Raw genomic sequence first — 17,719 nt, forward strand, 5'->3', positions numbered from 1 at the left:
CCTAACCGATTAAGCTGTATTTATACCCAAGAGATAGAATGACTATAATTAACCGATACCACTTGTCAGCCCTTTCAGTTGCTATTAGCACTCTTTTAACTCCTACTGTTTATGCAACAACAGCGTCACCGAATATAGAGAAAATATCTGTATCGGGTGTTAGGCAAGCGTTCCGTGGGGACATTCCTCTGAACGAACAACCACAAAGTGTTGAATTTATTTCTACTGAAAGTCTTGATGATGCGGGTGTGAACACGCTCACCGATATCTTTGATTTAACCCCAAGTATTGCTGAGCAAAATGATTTTGGCGGTTTATGGGAAAGCTTTGCTATTCGTGGATTAGTCGGTGATGAGAGTATTCCGTCAGGCTTTTTAATTAATGGTTATTCATCTGGGAGAAGCTTCAGCGGTACGCGTGATACGAGTAATATTGATTACGTAGAAGTAATGAAAGGACCGGGTTCTGCGCTTTATGGTCGTTCTGAGCCTGGCGGTACAATTAATATTATTACTAAAAAGCCACAGTTTGCACAGCAGGGTTATGTAAAAGTAACGGGGGGAAGCTGGCAAAATTACCGTGCAGAAGCCGACTATACTAACGCGCTTTCAGAGCACGTTGCTTTTAGAATAAACGGGGCTGTCGAAGATGGTGAAAGTTTCCGAGACTACCATGAGTCAAGTAAAAGGGTGGTTACTCCTTCAATATTATGGTTAATTTCAGACACATCAAAGTTAAATTATGAACTTGAGTATGTCGATCAAAGCACAACCTTTGACCGCGGTATTGTTGCCATTGATGGAAAAATTGATTCATTACCCATTGAGACTTTTTTAGGTGAACCCAGTGACAAGCCAACAGAGGTCGATGCTATTTCTCATCAACTTACTTTTGAACACCAAATTGGACAATGGTCTCTTTTGAATGGCTTTAGTTACAGTGATTCGAAATTTTTAAGTGAATCAAGTGATGCCGAACTGGCACCCAGTAGACAAGTTTATTTTAAAGATGGCGAAACATTAAGTCGGCAACATAATCAACGCGACTTTCAAACAGCGTATCTTTCTGCGCGAACAGAGCTTAGCGGGAGTGTTGAGCTCGCTGGTTTTACACACCATTTATTAATTGGCGCAGATGCCAGCAAGTTCGACTTTGATAAACTGTGGTATCGATACCGTCCTACACTGGAAGATACCCGTTATGCCATTAACATGTACAACCCTGTGTATGGAAAAACAGCGCCAGAAGGGTCACTTTTATATAACAGCACTGAAGTACAGCATAGCTATGGGGTTTATATTCAAGATCAAATAGATGTCAGTGAGCAATGGAAAGTACAAGTAGGTGGTCGTTTTGATTGGTTTGATCAGCAAATAGATAATCATATTAATCTAAAGCAGTCTAAAAGTGATCAAAGTACATTTAGCCCGCGTGTGGGTTTAGTGTATGCCCACTCAGACAACCTGCAGTACTACACGAGTTATTCTGAAGGCTTCAGACCCAACAGTGGTTACGATAGTAACGGCGATGCATTTGAGCCTGAAGAAACCGCTTCTTTCGAGGCCGGTATCAAGTTTAATACCGACAGTGTCAGTGGTAGTTTTACAGTATTTAGTGCTGAAAAAAGCAATATGTTAACAACAGACTTGCAAGCAGGTGTATCAACGGCGTTAGGTGAAGTGACAAGTGATGGCATTGAGCTTGATTTACATGGTGACATGACAGACAGTATGTCATTCGATTTTGCCTATACCTACACAGATGCCAAAACAGCAAACGACACTGTTAATCCTGACTGGTGGGTAAAACTGCCAAAGGGGAGTCCGTTACTTAATATTCCTAAACACAGTGCTAATGCTCAAATAAAAAGAGATTTAAACGACTTAGTCGATTTAAATGCAACGGTTGGACTCGCTGTACAATATGTTGGTGAAAGGCTAGGTGAAACCATTGATCCTACTTATTATTTACCTTCTTACACTTTAGTAAATATGTTTGCCAAATATCATGTGAACAATGATGTAAGCATACAATTTAATGTAAATAACTTATTGGATAAAAAATATTACGCCAACTCTTATTCTGCTATTTGGACTCAGCCAGGCGAGCCAATAAATTATAAATTAAGCTTAAAATATACCTTTTAACGAGGTTGGCGCTAAGCTAAGCCCTTTATGGCTACAGTCATGCCTACGATTATTGCAACACGTTGCTATTTAATCGTAGGCGTGAATTTACTCTGCTTACAAGGACTAATAGGCTAGCCCCTTGTAACCGGTATTATATTTTAACGATTAATCATCAGGCCCTTTTAAGGTAAATACTAAGTGCCTGCGCATGTCTTTTAAAATCACGCCTTTTTTTAGCATTGCGCCACTTAGGCGCTTTTGCCACGTTAATAATTCTGGGGTTGCAGCATCGAGTGTTTGTTGGTTTTCGAACTGAAAACAAAGCAATAATGAGCCTGGAAATAAGTGATATTCAACATCAAACCAGCATTGCACCATACCTTCAAGCTCTGCGCGGCCTTGAATTTCAAGGGCATCGGCAACGTTTAATACAAGCGCTTGTTGTTTTTGTTGTACTTTAGAAAGCTTTTTCATTTAAAAACCAAAATTCAGTCGAAAAAGAGATTATACCTAAGCTTTAACGAGGCCAACAATATTTTGCAGGATTAATTCGTTTTCAGAATAAATGCGACTAATGGTTTGTTGCTTATTCAGCAAAGAAGTTACTATGCTATTTATGTAGTTTAAGGTGTGCGCAGAGTCGAGAGTCGGTCATGCTTGTATCATTTATGAGGTCGGTCGCTTATCGACAATTCTTTTCACTGTTTGTTAAAAATGATGTTATATTTGTTTTCTTACTTAAAAGTAATAAAATAATACAAATTAAATTTAACGATCAGGTTTCAAGATGACATTAAAAACAAATAGCCCGTTAGTCGAGCAGCGTGCCGACCCGTTTGTACATAAGCACAATGATGGTTTTTATTATTTTACTGGCTCTGTACCAACCTACGACCGTATTGAACTTAGAAAATCACAGACTCTTGAAGGGTTAAAAGACGCAGAAACGTTTGATATTTGGTTCAAGCACGACAGCGGCCCTATGAGCCGTCATATTTGGGCACCTGAAATCCATTATCTTGATGGTAAATGGTATATCTATTTTGCAGCCAGCCAAGAAGACGATATTTGGGCATTACGTCCTTATGTTCTTGAATGTAAAGGCCAAGATCCATTAAATGATGAATGGGTTGAGCTAGGTATGATGCAAGCAGCCGATGGCGACGATAAGTCATTTACCGATTTTTCATTAGATGCCACAATTTTTGAAAACAACGGCAAGCGTTACTGCTGTTGGGCAGAAAAAACGGGTGGTCAATTTGCTGCATCAAACTTGTATTTAGCGGAAATGGAATCGCCAATAAAACTAAAAACAACACAGTTTATGCTGACCACGCCTGACTATGATTGGGAGCGTGTTGATTTTTGGGTTAACGAAGGTCCTGCCGTACTTAAGAATAACGGTAAAATCTTCATTGCTTTTTCTGCAAGTGCAACAGGTGCATGCTACTGCATGGGTTACATGGAAGCCGATGAAAACAGCGATCTGTTAGACCGCAATTCATGGACAAAAACGCGTATGCCGGTGTTTGAGACAAGTGTTGAAAAGAAAATATTTGGTCCGGGTCATAACTGTTTTACGGTGGCCGAAGACGATAAAACACCTCTGTGTATTTACCATGCTCGTGACTACGAACACGCAGTGGGTGAACCAAGTGTTGTGCCAAAAACCGACACGCGTCCGCTTGAAGAGATTGTTAAAGATCCACTCTATGATCCAAATCGACATGCTCGTGTTATGGAAGTTAACTATGACGAAAATGGCAGACCGTTATTTGCGTTGTATTAATGAGCATTACGCTAAATTCAAAGCCACCTAATTAGGTGGCTTTGTTGTATTTATATTAAGCAACGATAGCGGGATACCAGCTTGCAAGGACTACGCCGAATAAACCGGTCAAAAATATCGCAGATATCAGTAACATTAAGCAGGCACAAGTGAGTGTTATTAATCTATGTGAGGTTTTTTTAGCTGCATATCTCACTAACTCGGCAATTAAAATAGGGAACACGTAGGAGCATAAACTAATAAAGATGACCGTCGGTCCGGTGAAAGTGGCGGTATCTATTCCCAGTGAACCAAATACGATAAACCATGCAAAAATCATCAGCCTAAAAAATAACACGCCGTTAGCAGCAAGGTATAAACGAATAGCCCATATTTGATGAGCATGGATATTACGCGCTCTAGCCGATTTTACTGCAAATATGCTCGATACAATGACCAATAAGCCTCCAAACATGGTGAGCGCATGCATCAGTGTATTACCAACAGTTCCCCTTACTATAATTAAGTACAATCCTGCGAGTGAAATACAACACGCCAATATAACAAACACATAGCCATTATAGCGGTGAAATGTTTTATATTTTGCTCTTAATGTGGGGATTAATTGCAAACTCCCGCCGATGATCATAATAACAGCCAGTAAAACATGAGCAGCGTACATGACGTTACCGGTCATATCATTTGCTATGTACGCTGTATTATTCAGGCGAGTCCACTGTGATAAACCATGAGTAATACCTGTTACTGCATAACCGAGGATGAGGTAAGTCACAAAGCAGGTTTGCGCAAGGAGTAAGCAAATAAACCAGAGCTTTTTACTTGTTTCGAGTAGGTTAATAGGGGGGGGTGTTGTTGTATGGGGAGCCATGTCTCTTTCCATTTCACTTTTATAATGCCTCAAATATAAAGGGCTGCAGCTTAATTTCTTCTCAAATTCGAAATTTGAGCAATGAAATCGTGTTAATTTTTGCCTGTGTGTTGAATTAATTAGACACATTCACTAACAAAGTCTTTTTGCTAAGATGAAAGTTAGTTTGTAAGATACGTGTAACGCTCGATAATTGAATAAGCACACTCTTTTTAAAGGCATAAATGGCTATGCAAAATAATTCCTCCTATTACTTCCTTGTGATTGTTTGTATGGTGCTCATGCTGGTTAATGCATTAAAAAACGATAAGCAGCTTATTCATTATTTATTTGCGATATTTTGCGGCTCGCTGTGTATGGTGGGGGTGCAAAAGCTCAGCGCTCCTACGATTGGCGTCTATCACTATTTAATTGGATTATTTACGTGTGCAACGTGTAATGTTTCTTGGCTAGTATCACGAACATTATTTCGTAAAAGTAAGCCTATATCAGGTGTTCATATTGCAGTTGCAGTGTCTATTGCAGGGCTGATTATGTTCAACCAAACGTGGCATTACTTAGTCAGTATCGACGCTCAACCTTTCCCCGATAGCCAGCAAATGTGGCGTTTAAAGCAAGGCATGAATGAAATAACAGTTTTACTGTCATCCAGTATTCTTGTGCTGTCATTTTGGGAAGCATTGAGGGGCTATAAACAAAAAAATGAAAGCCAAAAATTACAGGCAATTATTTTTGCTAGTAGTTACGCTTTTGCGGTTTTTAATGCCAGCATTCTGCCTAAATTCCTGTTTAGTGAAGCCGATATCCAAGCATACGAGCCGTTTATCATTACTTCTTCTGCCTTATTAATTGTGTTAGCAATGCAGGTTGTCATGGTTTTACAAAGTAGAGATAAAACGCATTGCAGTAATCAAATTGAAAGCGAAACAAGCGATGAAGTGAATCGTGCTAAAGTTGATGAGCCATTTGAGCAAATGGATATATCACCAAAGCTCATTAAAGGGATAAACCAATTGATTAATGAGCAGCAATTATACCTACAAAGTAACTTAAAAATTTCAGATCTTGCGCAAGCCCTTTCAGTGCCAGAGTACAAAATAAGTCGCGCAATTCGACATTATTACAAAGTAGCTAACTTTAATTTATTTATTAATCAGTATCGGGTTAAGCATGCTCAGGCCTTATTACTGAAAGATGAAGCACGGCACTGGAGCATTTTGAGTATTGCATTGGAAAGTGGTTTTTCTTCTTTGGCTACGTTTAATCGTGTGTTCAAAAGTATCGTGGGCGTGATCCCAAACGAGTTTAGAAAACAAAATGATAAGGTGCAAAATTCAAGTTTACCTGAGCTTGCTGAGTAGATGAGTGAGTTTTTCCTCCTTTTATTTTTGTTGATTTTTTTTGCAATTATTTAATGCAAACGTGTGTATCCATTTAAAAAATACCCCCCAAGAGTTCACCCAAATGGCACTCATACAAGGCACTCATACAAGTTACTCATACAAGTTACTCATACAAGGTACTCATACAAGGTACTCATACAGGGCTTTTTAGTGTATTTAACGACGCCTTTTTCAGTGCATTTAACTACGTCTATTGCCGTGTATTAACAGCTTTTCGACGATTGTTTTTGTATGTTTAAGGCCAAAAAACTCCACGATTGATTACCTAGTTTCAATTGTTACGTTCCCTTTTTAAGGTCAAACCTTGATGGTTTGAACGCGTTTAATTTACTGATTTATTGCAACTTGATAAGCAAACACACGAAACAGCGTTATAATTTTTAATACTAATTTCGTTTTTTACAATTTGGCATACTATTTTATGGTGATAGGCACAAAACTCAGAAAGCAATTATTACTGGCTTTTACAGCAGCCTGCATCGCTATTCTTAGTGCGCAAACGATTATTCGGCATTTTTGGATATTGCCTACCTTTGAAATGATGGCTAAACAAAATGATCGGATAGACATCCAGCGAGTTGAATCTCAGCTTCAACAGCAAATAGATGCGTTATCGAAAATGGTATTCGATAGTGCAGCATGGGATAGCATGTACGATGCAGCCAAAAACCGCCGTACAGCGTGGTTCAACAATGATTATGTAATAGCGGATGCACTTGAGCGTTTAGACGTTAATGGCTGGTATCTTTACGACACCAACGCGACGATCATTGGCGGAGGAAGCTTTGATAATAATTATCAACCTTACTCACCAGACATACTCGAAGTACCCCAGCACCTTTTAGACAATGATTTGATTATTTTACCTGAAGAGATCATCGCAGAGTCAAAAGCCATGACCTCTAAAATTCACTTTTTAAAAATTAATGAATTACCTGCGGTGACGGTTGCTTATAACGTGACTAAATCAGATGGAACAGGTTCTCCTGTTGGAACGCTATTATTGTGGAGCTTTATTGATAAAGAATTTATTGAAAACCTCACCCCTGGCTTAGCTGACGATATTACGTATTACCAAGGTGAAAAAGCACAGGCTTTAAATGCGTACATCACGTCGTTTTTTGGCCATGAAAATACCGTTAATACGCCGATAGAGCATGACAAAAAGCTTTATATAGGAGTGCAAGATAAACACGCTAACTTGCTATTTGTTTTGTCTATTCCAATGCGTGAACGCACCTATGATAGAAGTTTATTTGACAGTTCTTTGATCACGGGGCTGCTTATATCGGGCTCGGTATTTATGTTGTTTTATTTATATATTAATCAGCAGTTACTGCGGCCATTGTCAGAAATGTTTGTGTCGGTGAGCAGTGCGCTTAATCATAAAGATTTCACTGTGCGCGCAGAATATAAAGGCGACAATGAGCTTCATCAGTTAGGTCGGGGGATGAATGAGCTATTTATGCTAATTGAAACTCAGCGAGCAGAAATTATAGAGCGACACGAAAAGTTAAGGCATATAAGCAACACCGATGCGATGACAAGCTTGGCAAATCGTCGTGCGCTGGATACTCACTTAGAAACGCTTGCGAATGACCCTGAGAATATAAACGAAAACGTGTCGTTGATCGTTGCTGATATCGATCACTTTAAACTTTATAATGATTATTACGGCCATGACCAAGGTGATAAAGCGCTTTGTAAAGTGGCTCAAGTTCTAAAAGCATTTACAAAACGAGGAACTGACTTTGTTGCACGTTATGGCGGCGAAGAGTTTGTTATTGTGCTTAGTAACACTGATGCGCAAGCAGCACTCGCTGTCGCTGAAACACTTCGTAAAGCAGTAGAGTCTGCTGCCATTGTGCATGAGGGGCGAAAGGACGTTAAATGTGTAACATTATCGATTGGCATTGCTAGTAAACCTGTATCACAGCAGTTTGACTCAAATACACTGTTTAAGCAGGCTGATGAAGCGCTATACCAGGCAAAAGCCCAAGGCCGAAATTGTTGTGTGTTAAGTCGCTAATTCTATAATCTTTATTGCTTTAATATAATTATAAAAACACGCCTTTTTGTAGCGGTAGGCTCTCCCTATTTATACATCTGTTTACAAAACTTATACATTTTAGTTTTTAATTTTTTACATGTGAATTAATCTTAATGCTCAAATATGTAATTTAATAATACTATTAGAGAAGGGATTTGTTTTATGTATAAAGTGACACAAAAATCTAAAAAAACTTCACTACTGCAGTGGGGGTTTGCTTTGTTAGGAGCGCTATCCTGTTATTCAGTGCAGGCTGAAGATTGCAATGCTATGCCTGAATCAGGTCAATTGTATTCTGTTATTAACCGAGGCTCTGGCTTAGCGTTAGATATTAATACGACTGATTCGGGAGCTGCACCTAATGTCATAACGTATGACTATTGGGGGGGCAATAATCAAAAGTTTCAATTTATTAAAGAGAGTGATGGCTATTGGGTTATCCGCTCTAAGTATAATGGTAAAGTGTTAGATGTGCTTGATTCGTCTCAGTCTAATGGAGCAAACGTTATTGTTTATGATGATTGGCAGGGCGCAAATCAACGCTGGCAACTTAAAGCATCGTCATCAGGCGGATTTAATATTACGAATAAGCTAACTAATAAGTCATTGACTGTGGCAGGGTCAAACAATGCGGCTAATGTTTATCAAAATGATGACGCAGGTATGAGTTCTCAAAGATGGTTCATAAACCCTGTTGATGCGACATGTGGCAGCAGCAGTGGCGGCGGCAGCCAACCAACGCCAAGTAATTTAGTGGGATTTGCTGCACAACCAGGCCAAGATGGTTTATCAACAACGACGGGTGGCGGTAATGCAACACCTATTACGGTAACAAGCTGTAACGCGTTAAATACGGCGTTAAGCTCGGCATCTCCTGCGGTGATCCACATACCTGATAACACGACGATTAACTGCCAGACCAGTAACAGAACGGTACAGGCATGTCCCTTAGACTGTGGTCAATGGAACGATTACGGTAAAACATGGTACCGAGTGCCTGTTGGGAATCAAAGCTGTAGTGAATTGGGCAGCTCTTCAAATTCACCGGTAAACGTGACGCGTAATGAACGCCGTATTATTGTTCAGTCTAATAAAACGTTACAAGGTTTAGGTAAAAACTCAAAAATAGTGGGTGCTAGCCTCGTTATAAGCAAGCAACGAAATATTATTATTAAAAACGTCATGCTCGAAAACATTAATCCTGCACTTGTAGAAGCGGGCGATGGTATTTCAATTGATGATAGTAGCCATGTTAGGATTGATCATATGGCCTTTAACAAAATAAGTGATGGCTATATCGATATTGATAATAGTCAGAATATTACCCTGAGTTGGAATCGCTTCTATGGTTATAACACCCAAGTTTGCGCTAATCAGCATTGGTACACTCATTTATTCAGAAACTCTCAGGTGACTGCTCATCACAACTTTTGGGATACAGCAGCAGGGCGAAACCCTAAAATAGATGGCTATAATTCACGCGTTCATATGTTTAATAATTACTGGAAAAACATTACTTATTTTGCAATTAGTGCGAGTGATGGTGCTGAAGTACTTGTTGAGAACAATTATTTTGAAAACTCAGCAAAGCCTCATTGGAATCAAGGCTCTGGATATTTTAGTGCCTCAGGAAACATTTACACAGGACGTTCAGCAACAGATCAATATCGTGATAGTGGTGCAACGGTCTTTAGTGATGTGCAGCTTTACCCATATCGATTAGACAGTGCAAATACTTTGGGTAGCCAAGTAGATGGAGGAACGGGCCCTCAATAGATTAAGAGCCCGTTTTATTGCTCAGCGAATGTTTTCACAGGCGCTGAGCAAGTTTATTATAGTGCGACTAAGCTCTGTTCAAGCATGGCTTTTATTTGTGCAACGATTTTGGCTTCTGTTTCGGGCTCAAATTGTGCGATACGTGGCGTATGAATATGACCCGTTGGAATGTCTGAATTAAGCTCATCGCGTAGGCGAATACTCCGGTACGAAATTTCGTTTGATAGGTAGCCACCACCGCCACCTTTAACCGCAATTGCACCTTCAAGCTCTTTCAGTGATTGTGGTTCAAATGCTTTTTCAAGAGTGACCACTTTATGATTGTCGTTGATTGTGAATGGGCCTTTCGCTTTTTGCATATGCTCTACAGGTAGGCTGAAAGTCACAAATTCATTACCCGGCAATGGGCGGTCGTGAAGGTGTGATATTTTTGGTGCAGTTGCAGTACCGCCATACACTATATTCGCATTGTCTGGCGCAGTGACGCTACGGCGTTTACCCGGAAAGCGTTCAAGATCAAAATCTTTACTGCCCATGCTGATCGTAGCAATCATATCAACATTATTCAGCGCATAATACGGTGCAAGTAATGATTCAATAATACCTTGATCAAAGTCTTCATAGCGTACCGGCACCATTACCGTGTTTATTTCGGCACTAATACCTTGATAGCTAATCACTTGACCATCTAACAAAAGCGCTGCCACGCCCGATGGGTTACTTTGGTTAATGTTTTTATCAAGTAAAAAGGGATCAAAGCCGGTAATTAAGATCTTTTTGTCGGTTTTTTTGCTGTAATCAAGATCGGTGCGACCACGGCTGCCATTTTCAAGCATGATTAATAATGCGGTTTGTTCGCTGTCTGTGATGGCAAACTGTGGTTTGCTGGTACGCATCACTTTGCTTGAAAGGAGGCGTGCCCAATATAGTTCGCGGTCATCAAAGCTATTTGTTTTGCTGATACGTGCTTTTGCATTGCGCCAAAGTTGTTTTGAATAATCATCGATAAGATCACTTGCTTGCTGGTAGCTCGACACCGCCTGCCAGTCTTTTTCAAATTGCGAGACCTCTTTCGAAAAAGCAGCTAACACTGTTGGCATGGCTTTTGTCGCTTTTTCGATACGAACCTCTTCAACAGTTAGCTCTGCTGCAAACGCAGTAAATGATGAGGCAATAAGGCTGGTAGCAAGTAAAACGTTTTTCATAGTTATCCTGTTAAGTTACAGCAAGTTTTTAGACTAAGTTAACTATCCTATGGATAAAAGCCCAGCGCAAATAAAATCGTTCAGTGCCGCTATTGCCTACATTCAGACAAAAAAGCGTGCGTGCAACTATCTTAGGATCAGTTTTGTTTGTTTACTCTGTGAGTCTGAAAGCAGCTTTCGGTACTTGGCAGGTGTAATGTGCATAATCGCTTTGAACTCTTTAATAAAATGCGGCTGATCGGTAAAGCCACACGCTTGCGCTATATCGGCAAAACTCATAGAAGGGTGATCTTTTATGGCTTGTTTGGCCATTTTTACGCGATAAATGCGTTCAAAATACTTAGGTGTTACTCCGCACTGGTTTTTAACTTGTCGTTCAAGTTGTCTTTGACTGAGTGGTGCTCGCTGATAGGCGGTTTCGAGTGGGGTTAAATTAATTAGCTTAAGAATTAAGTGCTTAGAGTGCTCAGTTCCGCGATTAATCACTTTGGGTAGGGTTAAGTACTCGCTTAAAAGAGCCACAAAAGCACTAAGGCTTGGGTCTTTTTTAAGGCCTGTTGCTATTGTATTGAGTGACTCAACGTTAACTAACGAATGTGTTGTGGCGTGCAGCTGCGGCAGTACTGTGGGATTAAAACGTATGCCGCAAAATCGTGCCTCTTTTGAAAAACTCAATTTTGATGCATGTGTCGATGTTTGCTGAAAAGCATAGGGTGGGGCGACTGGCTGATCATCAAGAAAAAGCTCACCAGCCACAGGAAAAATAACCCCAGTTGCCCCATCGCACGCGAGCCATTGGTCACCCTCTGAATGCGCCGAAGCACACCAGATAGCTTGAATAATTTCGGCTATGTCACCTTGTGGCGTCATGAGCTCAAGTGTTAAATGATTATTCATTAAACTCGACATCAGGTTTAAATGTTTTCACTATACGATTCCAGCTATTAATTGCATTAATGGCAACCGTTAATGCAACAAGCCCTTGCGCTGAAAATGCGTCAGTCAGTGTTTGATAGAAAGTATCATCAATTGGTTGTGCTTGTGTCAATTTTTCGCACAGTTTTAACGCAAGGCGCTCATGCTCAGTATAAAGCGGCATGTCTTGCCAAGCACTTAAACCAATAATGCGATTAGGTAATTCGCCATACTCGCGTGCTTGTTTAGTATGCATTGCAATACAAAAAGCACATTGATTAAGCTGCGATACCCTCAGTTTTATTAGCTCCCATATTGTTAAGCCGAAAGTCGCTTCGGCAGCATTTTTAATTAATGATTCTTGGTTAATAAGGTGCTTTATAAGCACGGGGCATGAAGAAAGATAATTAGCACGTTTCATAACGGTTCCTTAAATAACAATTTAGGGCCAGTTTAGAAAACGCATAGATTTAAATATTGCAAAAAAACGACATGTTTGAATGTTATTTATCTACAGTCATTCGCACCCGATTTTTAATCCTGTTATGCTAGCTTTATTAGCAATCACTGAGTGTTTAAGATGATTAATGATAATGATGTAATCGAAACATTAGATGAATTAGAGACATTTTTACGTCTTGTCGAAAATGGTGGCTTAGGCCTTGAAAATGTAGCAGGGGTCGCCTTGGCTACAAATAACAGTGATGGTCGCCCATTTGTCGCTGTTCTTGATGATAATCATCAACTATTACTGGGTCGGTATGTTAGTCATGACGTATACGAGAATGGTAAAGATATGGTGCGATATGGCGTGAAAAAACCGCATTAAAACGGGTTTTGTACCTATAATGTTGTACTTTTATGCCTGTAGTATAATAATATGTTCTTATCGAGCGCTAAATTAATTAAAAAAAGGGAAGTATATGAAGTTTTTAAGTGTTGCTCTTTTAGCCGTGTTAATGACCGGTTGTGCGAGTTCAAGTGATGAACAAGCAAGTAATGATGGTTTAATTTGTAAAATGGAAAAGCCAACGGGTAGCAATATACCTAAGCGTGTTTGTCGTACTCCAGAACAAATTGCAGCAATGGAAAAAGAAGGCCGAGATGGCATTCGTGATATTCAACGAAATAGCACAAATACAGTGAGACTATAATCGCTGAATAGATTGTTTCTGAATCGAATTTATAAGGGCCACGTGTAAATACGTGGCCCTTTTTTGTTATAGTGCGGTGCGTATACCGAGGGCAATACTGCGACCTGGCTGCGGGGCTAAATATCGTAAATAGCTTTGATGTGGGCGTATTTCTTGGTTTGTTAGGTTGTCTATAGTTATAAACAGCTCATTATCAAATCCCAAAAGTGAATTTGCGTAACGCATGTTCATGCCCATACTGTAGTAGCTTGGTGATGCGTGTTCAAACTTTGCAAGCTGCTCTTGCGCTTTGCTGTGTTGGTAATCAATCGTGGTTTTTATATTTTCAAATTGCCAATGAATTGCTGCGCCATAGCTGTCGGCAGGCGTGCGAGGAATGCTATCTCCTTCGAGTCGACGGCGAAAATACTCTGCCTCTTGGGCTTCATCAGGGTTAAAAAAAGCCTCTGGTGTAAAAGGGTCATAGCTTCCGTCAAATTGATATACCGGTGTGTTTTTTGTTTCGTCAGCATACGCAGTAAAGGTGAAATCGCCTAAATTTTGCGTGTTGAGTGTATAGTTGAGCTCAACTTCGAAGCCTTTATTTAAGGTATCTGCTTGACGCCATTCTTTAACATACACACCTCCTCTGTATACTCCTGTGCTGCCTAGGTAAATATAATTATCGTAGTTATTTTTGTACCAACTCGCAGTCAGGCTTAGGTTGTCGAAGTGAAAACCTGTGCCAATTTCGTGCGCTTTATTCACTTCTTTTTCGAGGCTTGAATTACCTTGCTCTTCAATTAACAGTGCATAATGTGGGTTACTTGCATACAGTTCATTGATACCGGGGGCGCGCTCGGCATGGGTCGTACTTGCATCGACATACCAAAACGAAGAAATATCCCAATTTGCAGACAATGAATGATTAAACAGCTCAAACTCATTATCTTTTATGGCTGCTCCTTGACCTCGTCCGGGCTGATAGTGGTCGTTAATAGTTGGCGTGTAATTGACTTTTTCGTAACGTGCTCCAATTTGCAACGAAACAGGCCCAAGTGCTGCATCTTGCAGTATGTATGCACCTTGGCGTTTAGCGTTAATGTCGGGTAGGTAATTGTTTTTGCCACTGCCTTGTTTTTCACTCCTATCGACAACGAGTCCGAATGCACCAGCGAATTGTTCTGTAAATTGATAATTTAACGTTGGACTAAGTTGCCAGTTTTTTAAAACGAATGTGTTCACGCTGCTCTCGTCGAGATTTTCGTCGTCTAGCTGTTTTGAGTACACCGCTTTTATATTGAACTCATTTAAGTATGGATTAGCTGAAAAATGTTTTTGGTAAAGTGCATCAATACGATATTGAGATGAGTAAATACGAATATTTCCCGACTGTTCAGTCTGTTGTGCATCGTGTGAATGCACTGCTGGACGGGCTATGTGAACAAACCCCGGTATTGCCCTATTTGCGGAGTTGTAATTCACAGACATGCCAAATAACTGCTCATCGTCAAATCGCTGACTGCCACCAAAAGTTAAGTTTGTTTGGTAATAACTTGAATTGACTACTTTATTTTTAGAGTTAGCGAGTTGATGAGTAATTATTTGCTGCTCAATAGGGGTGACATCAACAAACTGAGTGCCATCATGCTCCCATGTCGGTCTTGCCAAAGAAACTTGGCATTGGCTTACCTGTTGGCTATTTAAAACCAACGAGTCCCAATTTGAGCAGTCTGCTGCTTTGCTAGTATGAGGAACTTTATAATCACTCTGCTCGCGATAAAGAAGGTTAACGTTATACGCAAAGTCGTGTTCTTGACCGCTTGCGGTGCCAAGCACAGAGGACGGGGCATTGTAGCCCGTTTGAATTTCAAGTTTGTCTTCTTTTTCAATACCTTGTTGTAAGGGAATACGGCCATCATTTATATCAACAATCCCTGCCATGGCTTCACCACCAAAAGGAATTGTTGCACGAGCGCCTTTAAGTACCGTGATCGATTCTGCAAAAAAAGGCTCAATAGGTATGAGTTGATCGTCGCTCACCGCTGACATATCACGAATAGGCATGCCATTACTGGTGATCAGTACTCGTTGGCCTCCTTGCCCACGAATTTGTGGCCGACTTGCCGAAGAGCCGAAAAAACTGGCACTAACACTGGGTATTTGTGAAAGCGTATCACCCAATGTTGTTGCTTTTTGTTGCTCTAAAAGATCACCAGACAATACAGACTTACCTACAGCAACCTGGTTTATGGGGGAATAGTCTTTTATGTCGCTTTTTATCTCTATGTGTTCGATTTCATTTGCGTGCATAGATGAAGAGATACCTAAGCATAAAAGGGAGATTTTAAATTTCATTACTTTCTCTTTGTTATGTTACATCATAACAATTGTATTCTGTATCTAAATACGGTTCAAACAATTACGTTCATTATTAACTTAATTTTTAAGGGGCTTAAGTATAAGTGGGCTTAAGTAGGGGCGGTTAGAGTGCTCCACTTACTAGGGAGCACTGCGACGCTGAAAAACCTTGCTAAGCAACTGTTGATGGATATTTTCTACGAGCTTTTTTCAAGGCACGATTGATTCGCCAATGCTTCTAAGTAAAGCACAGAGAATCAGATAAATGGTACAAAACACACCACGTCGCTATTAATTTAAGTCGACTTTTGCTTGCTTAAAATATCGTCATTACTATAAATTAAAGTGCCTATTAGTTTTACTATAAGTTGTCTTAAAATAAGGATAATCATATGACAGATAATTACACACCACCTGAAGCAAGCCTTGAAATTCCCACAGAGAATAACTCAGGACAAGGTAAGGTGGGCGAGTTACCAGAAGGCGTAAAGGGGTTTAGTTGGGGAGCGTTCTTTTTAAGCTGGATTTGGGCAATTGGCAACAGTACGTGGATAGGCCTATTAGCTTTAGTTCCTTATATTGGTTTTATTGTGTCTATTTACTTGGGCTTTAAAGGCCGAGAGATGGCGTGGCAAAACAAACGATGGGACAGTGTTGAGCATTTTCAGCGAGTGCAAAAACAATGGTCATTTTGGGGAGTACTGATTGTTGGTGGCCTATTTATACTGGGTATCGTGGCAGCTATTTTACTTCCTGCGATGCAATCAAGTAGCTATTAAGCTTTATACTGACAAGTTTTGTTAATGCCAGCTTTTACTGGCTCAATATACCATCAGGATATTCGCTTTTTATAAAATAACACAGTGAACGGCGTCGATAATATTGAATAATATTGAAGACTTTGTCAGTGCAAATAAAAATGAAGTAGAACAAATGCAACAGCTCGGTGCATAGCAATACTGCCATTATAAAGTTTAAAGCCCCTTTGTTGGGGCTTTTTTTTAGCCTTAACAAATTGAGCATTGTTCATTATGACGAACAACTATAGTATTTCAGTAATTTGATTAATTAGGGCAGGGCGTATGTTACGATTTTTTTCTATTAACCAAGGTGTGATCACCGAAACTGAGCCAGCCCCCGATACACCTTTAGCAACCGCTATTAAAAATGCGCATTGGATAGACACCATTAATCCAAGTGAAGAAGAGCGCCAAGCACTTGCAAGCACATTAAATATTACGCTTCCTGCGGCGGATGATGTAGACGAAATTGAAGCATCATCGCGGTGTTTTATCGACCACGAAGGCTTGCATGTGCATGCATTGTTTATGTCGCCTAACGAAGGGCGTTTTAATACGGTGACGGTCGCATGTTTACTGCAAGATAACTGCTTACTAACGATTCGCGATGATGAATTAGCCGATTTTCGTTTATTGCGTTTACGTGCTCGCAAAGGGCAAGTTGCGTGCGATAACCCAAAGCAATTATTAGTAACGTTGTTTGATCAAAAGGTCGAAAACCATGCAGATATGCTTGAAGATATGCATCATCAACTCGAAAAACTCAGTGCGTATGTGCTCGAAGAGGATGACTCAGATCTTGAGGAAGCAGTGAGCCGAATTTCTCGCCTTGAGGACAACAACGGTAAAGTACGTTTATGTTTAATGGATACGCGACGAAACATTTCGTTTTTACTGCGTAATTTGGGAGCGCCCAGCGAAGACCGCGAGTCTCTGCGCGAAATTGTCCTCGATATCGATACCTTGATGTCTCACTGCACCTTTTTGTTTGATAAGGTGAACTTTTTAATGGATTCGACTCAGGGCTTTATTAATATTGAGCAAAACCAAATAATTAAGACTTTCTCAATCGCCTCAGTGGTGTTTTTACCTCCCACCGTGGTTGCCAGTATTTACGGTATGAACTTTAACTCTATGCCTGAGCTTAACTGGGCATGGGGATACCCGTTCGCGATTGGCGTGATGTTGTTGTCGGGTTTTGCCCCTTATTTATTTTTTAAACACAAAGGCTGGTTATAACGTTGTTTTAAAGAATAAAAAAGCCCAGCAGATGCTGGGCAAGGGGTCTTC

At 40.2% G+C, this 17,719-nt stretch carries 15 protein-coding genes; 9 read left to right on the top strand and 6 right to left on the bottom strand.

The features are described from left to right. The first annotated feature begins 38 nt into the window (after positions 1 to 38). Positions 39 to 2,147: a TonB-dependent siderophore receptor gene (locus tag JIG41_RS06195; RefSeq protein ID WP_199524434.1), complete on the top strand. Its 2,109-nt coding sequence runs from the start codon at positions 39 to 41 to the stop codon at positions 2,145 to 2,147. Positions 2,148 to 2,294: 147 nt separating this feature from the next. On the opposite strand, the gene JIG41_RS06200 is transcribed toward JIG41_RS06195, so the two are convergent. After that, positions 2,295 to 2,603: a hypothetical protein gene (locus tag JIG41_RS06200; RefSeq protein ID WP_036966705.1), complete on the bottom strand. Its 309-nt coding sequence runs from the start codon at positions 2,601 to 2,603 to the stop codon at positions 2,295 to 2,297. A 313-nt stretch (positions 2,604 to 2,916) separates the two neighbouring features. On the opposite strand from JIG41_RS06200, the gene JIG41_RS06205 reads away from it, so the two are divergent. After that, a complete protein-coding gene (locus JIG41_RS06205) occupies positions 2,917 to 3,918 on the top strand; it encodes a family 43 glycosylhydrolase (protein ID WP_074989021.1) in 1,002 nt (333 codons plus the stop codon). A 55-nt stretch (positions 3,919 to 3,973) separates the two neighbouring features. On the opposite strand, the gene JIG41_RS06210 is transcribed toward JIG41_RS06205, so the two are convergent. After that, entirely contained in the window at positions 3,974 to 4,786 is an 813-nt protein-coding gene (locus JIG41_RS06210; RefSeq protein WP_199524435.1) for a DUF2306 domain-containing protein, read from the bottom strand. Between the two features lie 230 nt (positions 4,787 to 5,016). Here JIG41_RS06210 and JIG41_RS06215 point away from each other — a divergent pair, with 230 nt between their 5' ends. The 3 genes from JIG41_RS06215 (at position 5,017) to JIG41_RS06225 (ending at position 10,015) form a co-directional block, all read left to right on the top strand. Then, positions 5,017 to 6,147 (top strand): AraC family transcriptional regulator, encoded by a 1,131-nt coding sequence (locus tag JIG41_RS06215; RefSeq protein ID WP_249406619.1) that lies wholly within the window; start codon positions 5,017 to 5,019, stop codon positions 6,145 to 6,147. A gap of 463 nt (positions 6,148 to 6,610) precedes the next feature. Continuing rightward, the gene (locus JIG41_RS06220) at positions 6,611 to 8,218 is read left to right on the top strand and encodes a diguanylate cyclase domain-containing protein (protein WP_199524436.1); all 1,608 of its coding nucleotides are present in this window, start codon (positions 6,611 to 6,613) and stop codon (positions 8,216 to 8,218) included. 183 nt (positions 8,219 to 8,401) lie between these two features. Further along, complete coding sequence (locus tag JIG41_RS06225; RefSeq protein ID WP_199524437.1) at positions 8,402 to 10,015, top strand: RICIN domain-containing protein; 1,614 nt, start codon at positions 8,402 to 8,404, stop codon at positions 10,013 to 10,015. 56 nt (positions 10,016 to 10,071) lie between these two features. Here the strand turns inward: JIG41_RS06225 and JIG41_RS06230 are convergent, their stop codons facing one another. From JIG41_RS06230 to JIG41_RS06240, 3 genes are all read right to left on the bottom strand, one after another. Beyond that, the gene (locus JIG41_RS06230) at positions 10,072 to 11,220 is read right to left on the bottom strand and encodes a hypothetical protein (RefSeq protein ID WP_180311020.1); all 1,149 of its coding nucleotides are present in this window, start codon (positions 11,218 to 11,220) and stop codon (positions 10,072 to 10,074) included. A gap of 126 nt (positions 11,221 to 11,346) precedes the next feature. Continuing rightward, a complete protein-coding gene (locus JIG41_RS06235; protein WP_199524438.1) occupies positions 11,347 to 12,117 on the bottom strand; it encodes an AraC family transcriptional regulator in 771 nt (256 codons plus the stop codon). After that, on the bottom strand, positions 12,110 to 12,556 hold the full coding sequence (locus JIG41_RS06240) for a carboxymuconolactone decarboxylase family protein (RefSeq protein ID WP_036966718.1): 447 nt from the start codon (positions 12,554 to 12,556) through the stop codon (positions 12,110 to 12,112). The genes JIG41_RS06235 and JIG41_RS06240 overlap by 8 nt, the downstream gene beginning before the upstream one ends. Before the next feature lie 159 nt (positions 12,557 to 12,715). Here JIG41_RS06240 and JIG41_RS06245 point away from each other — a divergent pair, with 159 nt between their 5' ends. Both JIG41_RS06245 and JIG41_RS06250 read left to right on the top strand, forming a co-directional pair. Beyond that, positions 12,716 to 12,964, top strand: a complete 249-nt coding sequence (locus JIG41_RS06245) for a hypothetical protein (RefSeq protein WP_036966721.1) — start codon at positions 12,716 to 12,718, stop codon at positions 12,962 to 12,964. 94 nt (positions 12,965 to 13,058) lie between these two features. Continuing rightward, a complete protein-coding gene (locus tag JIG41_RS06250) occupies positions 13,059 to 13,289 on the top strand; it encodes a hypothetical protein (RefSeq protein ID WP_036966724.1) in 231 nt (76 codons plus the stop codon). Positions 13,290 to 13,355: 66 nt separating this feature from the next. Here JIG41_RS06250 and JIG41_RS06255 read toward each other — a convergent pair whose 3' ends face one another. Then, complete coding sequence (locus tag JIG41_RS06255) at positions 13,356 to 15,626, bottom strand: TonB-dependent receptor (protein ID WP_083202732.1); 2,271 nt, start codon at positions 15,624 to 15,626, stop codon at positions 13,356 to 13,358. 395 nt (positions 15,627 to 16,021) lie between these two features. Here JIG41_RS06255 and JIG41_RS06260 point away from each other — a divergent pair, with 395 nt between their 5' ends. Further along, complete coding sequence (locus JIG41_RS06260) at positions 16,022 to 16,408, top strand: hypothetical protein (protein WP_051501730.1); 387 nt, start codon at positions 16,022 to 16,024, stop codon at positions 16,406 to 16,408. A gap of 303 nt (positions 16,409 to 16,711) precedes the next feature. Continuing rightward, positions 16,712 to 17,668 (top strand): magnesium/cobalt transporter CorA, encoded by a 957-nt coding sequence (gene corA, locus JIG41_RS06265; RefSeq protein WP_065978620.1) that lies wholly within the window; start codon positions 16,712 to 16,714, stop codon positions 17,666 to 17,668. The last annotated feature ends 51 nt before the right edge of the window (positions 17,669 to 17,719 follow it).

The sequence above is a fragment of the Pseudoalteromonas sp. bablab_jr011 genome, assembly GCF_016464045.1.
GTDB classification, from domain to species: domain Bacteria; phylum Pseudomonadota; class Gammaproteobacteria; order Enterobacterales; family Alteromonadaceae; genus Pseudoalteromonas; species Pseudoalteromonas lipolytica.